Genomic DNA, 4,088 nt, shown 5'->3' with positions numbered 1-4,088 from the left:
GCCGGTCTCCGGACCGGCCTCCGCGCCGCCGGAGCGCGGCTGCCGCGGTGCGGGCACCGCCGCCACCGGCCGTGCGCCCCGGCGCAGCACCCGCTCCACGACCTCGTCCGCGGCGAGCCGCTCGCCCGCGCGCGCCAGCTCGTCGAACCGCGCGTCCCCGAGCACCGCCCGCGCCCGCCCCTCGCACACCTCGTGCGGGCCGTTGTAGTGCCCCGAGCCGAACAGCGGCGGACCCACCGACGGCCAGATCCTCCCCGCCGCGCCCTGTAGCAGGGCCGCCTCCGGGGCGTCCCCCTCCGCCTCCGTGACCAGCGCGAGCAGTTCCACCGCGAGCACCAGGCCGAGCAGATCGTGGAACTCGTGGTCGATGACCAGGCACTCGACGAGCAGCTCCCGCGCCTCGGGCAGGTCGCCCCGGGTCCATGCCGCGTAGGCCAGGACGTACAGCGCGTACGCCCGCGTCCAGCGCTCGCCGTGGTCCGCGCAGACCTCGCGTACGTCCTCGCACAGGGCGACGGCCTGCGGCAGGTCGCCCTGGAAGGCCACGGCCATCGCCAGCTCGACCTGGCCCATCAGCACGTTGCTGTTGAGCTCGCCGATCTCCCGGTAGCGCCGCAGGGCCGAGCGCAACAGCCGTTCCGCGCGCGGCAGATCTTCGGTGATGAGCGCCAGGCAGCCGGTGCGGTGCACCGCGTACGCGAGCGCCGTCGCGTTGCCCGCGTGCTCCGCCTCCGTGCGGCACTCCTCGAGCGCGGCGAGGGCGGACACCACGTCGCCCTGCAGCACCGCGACGTAGCCGAGCACCCACAGCGCCTTGAGCCGTGCGTCCCGGTACTCGTCCGGGTCCGCGCCCTCCGCGCCGTGCTCCCCGTCCGGACCGACGCTGCGGTCGAGCCAGTGCCTGCCCTCCGCGAGCCGGCCGCAGCCCGCCCAGTAGAACCACAGCGTGCCCGCGAGATACCGGCCCAGATGGCCCTCGCCCGGCTCCGAGAGACAGAACTCGAGGGCCGCCCGCAGGTTCGGCAGCTCCGCGTCGATCCGGGTCGCGACCTCGCTCTGCCGTGGTGAGAACCAGTCGAGCTCGCACCAGGTGGCCAGCCCCAGGTACCAGTCGCGGTGCCGGCGCCGCATCCGGTCCGTGTCGCCGAGCGAGTCGAGCCACTCGGCGCCGTACGCGCGGACCGTGTCGAGAAGCCGGTAGCGGACCGCGCCGCGGCCCTCCTCGCGCAGCACCACGGACTGGGCGAGCAGCGCGTCCAGCACGTCGAGGATCTCGTCGTGGCGCAGGCCGTCGCCGCCGCACACGTACTCCGCGGCCTCCAGGTCGAAGGGGCCGGAGAACACGGAGAGCCGCGCCCACAGCAGCCGCTCCGGCGCCGTGCACAGCTCGTGGCTCCAGCCGATCGTCGTACGGAGCGTCTGGTGGCGCGGCAGGGCGTCCCGGCCGCCGCCCGTGAGCAGCCGGAAGCGGTCGTCGAGCCGCTCCACCAGCTGGGCCGGTGACAGCGCCCGCAGCCGGCCCGCCGCCAGCTCCACCGCGAGCGGCAGGCAGTCCAGACGGCGGCACAGTTCCAGGACCGCCGGGTCGCCCGTGTCGTCGCGGAAGGCGGGGAGCAGCCCCCGCGCCCGGTCCGCGAACAGCTCCGCGGCGTCCGCCGCCGTCAGCGGTGCCAGCGGGAACAGCCGCTCCCCGGCCAGCGCCAGCGGCCGGCGCCCCACCGCGATCACCCGCAGCCCGGGCGCGGCCCGCAACAGGTCCCGCACCAGCGAGGCGCAGGCGTCGACGAGATGCTCGTAGCCGTCGAGCACGAGCAGCAGACGGCGCTCGGCGAGGTGGTCGACCAGGACCTGGCGGGGCGGCCGCGTCGTGTGGTCGGTCAGTCCGAGCGCCTGCGCGAGCGCGTGCTCGACCAGCCCGTCGTCGCGCACCGGCGCCAGCTCGACGCGCCACACACCGTCCCGGCGCAGCTCCGTGGGCGCGCGGGCCGCCGAGTGCGCGGCGAACCGTGACTTCCCGACGCCGCCTACGCCGGTCACCGTGACCAGGCGCGTGGTCTCCAGGTCGCGCAGCAGCGCCGACCGCTCCGCGGCACGGCCGACGAAACGGTTCAGTTCGTGGGGGAGGTTTCCGGGGCGCGGGGGACCGGACGACGGGTCGTCGGGGCACGGAGAGCGTCGCATGGGGTACGGAGCGTACTCACCCGTACGCGGTCCGTACAATCGGTCGAGCCGAAGAGGAGCCGCGCGAACGGGGAACGGGGTACGGAGCGCGGGGCCGGGCGCGATAGGCTCGGAGACGACTTTTCGATGTTCAGCGGTTCAGCGACGGCGCATCAGACAGTGCCGAACCAGAAAGTGGTGCCAAGTGTCCGGTGGTGAGGTGGCCGGGATCCTCGTGGCCGTCTTCTGGGCGATCCTGGTCTCCTTCCTCGCGGTGGCACTCGCGAGACTGGCCCAGACGCTCAGGGCGACCACGAAGCTGGTCGCGGACGTGACCGAGCAGGCCGTGCCCCTGCTGGCCGACGCCTCCACCGCGGTGCGCTCCGCCCAGACCCAGATCGACCGGGTCGACGCGATCGCCTCCGACGTCCAGGAAGTCACGTCGAACGCGTCGGCGCTCTCCTCCACCGTCGCCTCCACCTTCGGGGGCCCGCTGGTCAAGGTGGCGGCCTTCGGGTACGGGGTGCGCCGGGCGATCGGCGGCAAGGGCAAGGACGCGCCCGCCAAGCCGAGCCGACGTACCGTGATCGTGGGCCGCGCGGTCCCGGCATCGCGCCGCGCCAAGCGCGCCGACCGGAATAAGAGGGACTGACCGAGCGATGTTCCGTCGTACGTTCTGGTTCACCGCGGGCGCCGCCGCCGGCGTGTGGGCCACCACCAAGGTCAACCGCAAGCTGAAGCAGCTCACTCCCGAGAGCCTCGCCGCCCAGGCGGCGAACAAGGCCGTCGAGGCGGGCCACCGGCTCAAGGACTTCGCCCTCGACGTCCGGGACAACATGGCCGAGCGCGAGGCACAACTGGGCGACGCACTGGGGTTGAACGAGACCCCGGAGCGTGAACTTCCCGCCCCCCGCGGCTTCGCCGTCATCGAGAACACCTTCGGCAAGCCCACCGAGCACCCCAAGTACCTCGAGAACACCAGGTACTCGATCAACAACCGGAATGAGGACCACTGATGGAGTCGGCTGAAATCCGCCGCCGCTGGCTGAGCTTCTTCGAGGAGCGTGGCCACAAGGTCGTGCCCTCGGCGTCGCTCATCGCGGACGACCCGACTCTGCTGCTCGTCCCCGCCGGCATGGTCCCCTTCAAGCCCTACTTCCTGGGTGAGGTCAAGCCGCCCGCGCCGCGCGCCACCTCGGTCCAGAAGTGCGTGCGCACGCCCGACATCGAAGAGGTCGGCAAGACCACCCGCCACGGCACGTTCTTCCAGATGTGCGGCAACTTCTCCTTCGGCGACTACTTCAAGGAAGGCGCCATCAAGTACGCCTGGGAGCTGCTCACCACGCCCCAGGACAAGGGTGGCTACGGCCTGGAGCCGGAGAAGCTCTGGATCACCGTCTACCTCGACGACGACGAGGCCGAGCGCATCTGGCACGAGGTCGTCGGGGTGCCGAAGGAGCGCATCCAGCGCCTGGGCAAGAAGGACAACTTCTGGTCCATGGGCGTCCCCGGCCCGTGCGGCCCGTGCTCCGAGATCAACTACGACCGTGGTCCCGAGTTCGGCGAGGAGGGCGGCCCGGCCGTCAACGACGAGCGCTACGTGGAGATCTGGAACCTGGTCTTCATGCAGTACGAGCGCGGTCCCGGCACCGGCAAGGACGACTTCGAGATCCTCGGCGACCTGCCCTCGCAGAACATCGACACGGGCCTCGGCCTCGAGCGCCTCGCGATGATCCTGCAGGGCGTGCAGAACATGTACGAGACGGACACCCTCAAGGTCGTCATCGACAAGGCCGGCGAACTGACCGGCGTCGCCTACGGCGCCCGGCACGAGTCCGACGTCTCGCTGCGCGTCGTCGCCGACCACATGCGCACCTCGACGATGCTCATCGGCGACGGCGTCACCCCGGGCAACGAGGGCCGCGGCT

The 4,088-nt window shown here is 72.3% G+C and carries 4 protein-coding genes; 3 read left to right on the top strand and 1 reads right to left on the bottom strand.

Annotated elements, in window-relative coordinates:
- A partial coding sequence (locus tag GTW43_RS18480) for an AAA family ATPase (RefSeq protein ID WP_161303121.1) occupies window positions 1-2,181 on the bottom strand: 2,181 nt, incomplete at its 3' end.
- A 184-nt stretch (window positions 2,182-2,365) separates the two neighbouring features.
- Here GTW43_RS18480 and GTW43_RS18475 point away from each other — a divergent pair.
- The 3 genes from GTW43_RS18475 to GTW43_RS18465 form a co-directional block, all read left to right on the top strand.
- A complete protein-coding gene (locus GTW43_RS18475; protein ID WP_161303120.1) occupies window positions 2,366-2,812 on the top strand; it encodes a DUF948 domain-containing protein in 447 nt (148 codons plus the stop codon).
- 7 nt (window positions 2,813-2,819) lie between these two features.
- Complete coding sequence (locus GTW43_RS18470; protein WP_161303119.1) at window positions 2,820-3,176, top strand: DUF6167 family protein; 357 nt, start codon at window positions 2,820-2,822, stop codon at window positions 3,174-3,176.
- Window positions 3,176-4,088 (top strand): alanine--tRNA ligase-related protein (locus GTW43_RS18465; protein WP_237536678.1); only part of this gene is annotated, 913 nt, incomplete at its 3' end. The genes GTW43_RS18470 and GTW43_RS18465, both read left to right, overlap by 1 nt.

Origin of the sequence: Streptomyces sp. SID5785 (assembly GCF_009870065.1) — a bacterium.
Lineage (GTDB): Bacteria > Actinomycetota > Actinomycetes > Streptomycetales > Streptomycetaceae > Streptomyces.
Note: the sequence above shows the minus strand (reverse complement) of the source record. Positions and strands in the feature narration are given on the sequence as shown.

What these genes read in the sequence shown, in the direction of transcription:
- GTW43_RS18470 (WP_161303119.1), top strand. Translation starts at nt 2,820, where the DNA reads ATGTTCCGTCGTACGTTCTGGTTCACCGCGGGCGCCGCCGCCGGCGTG.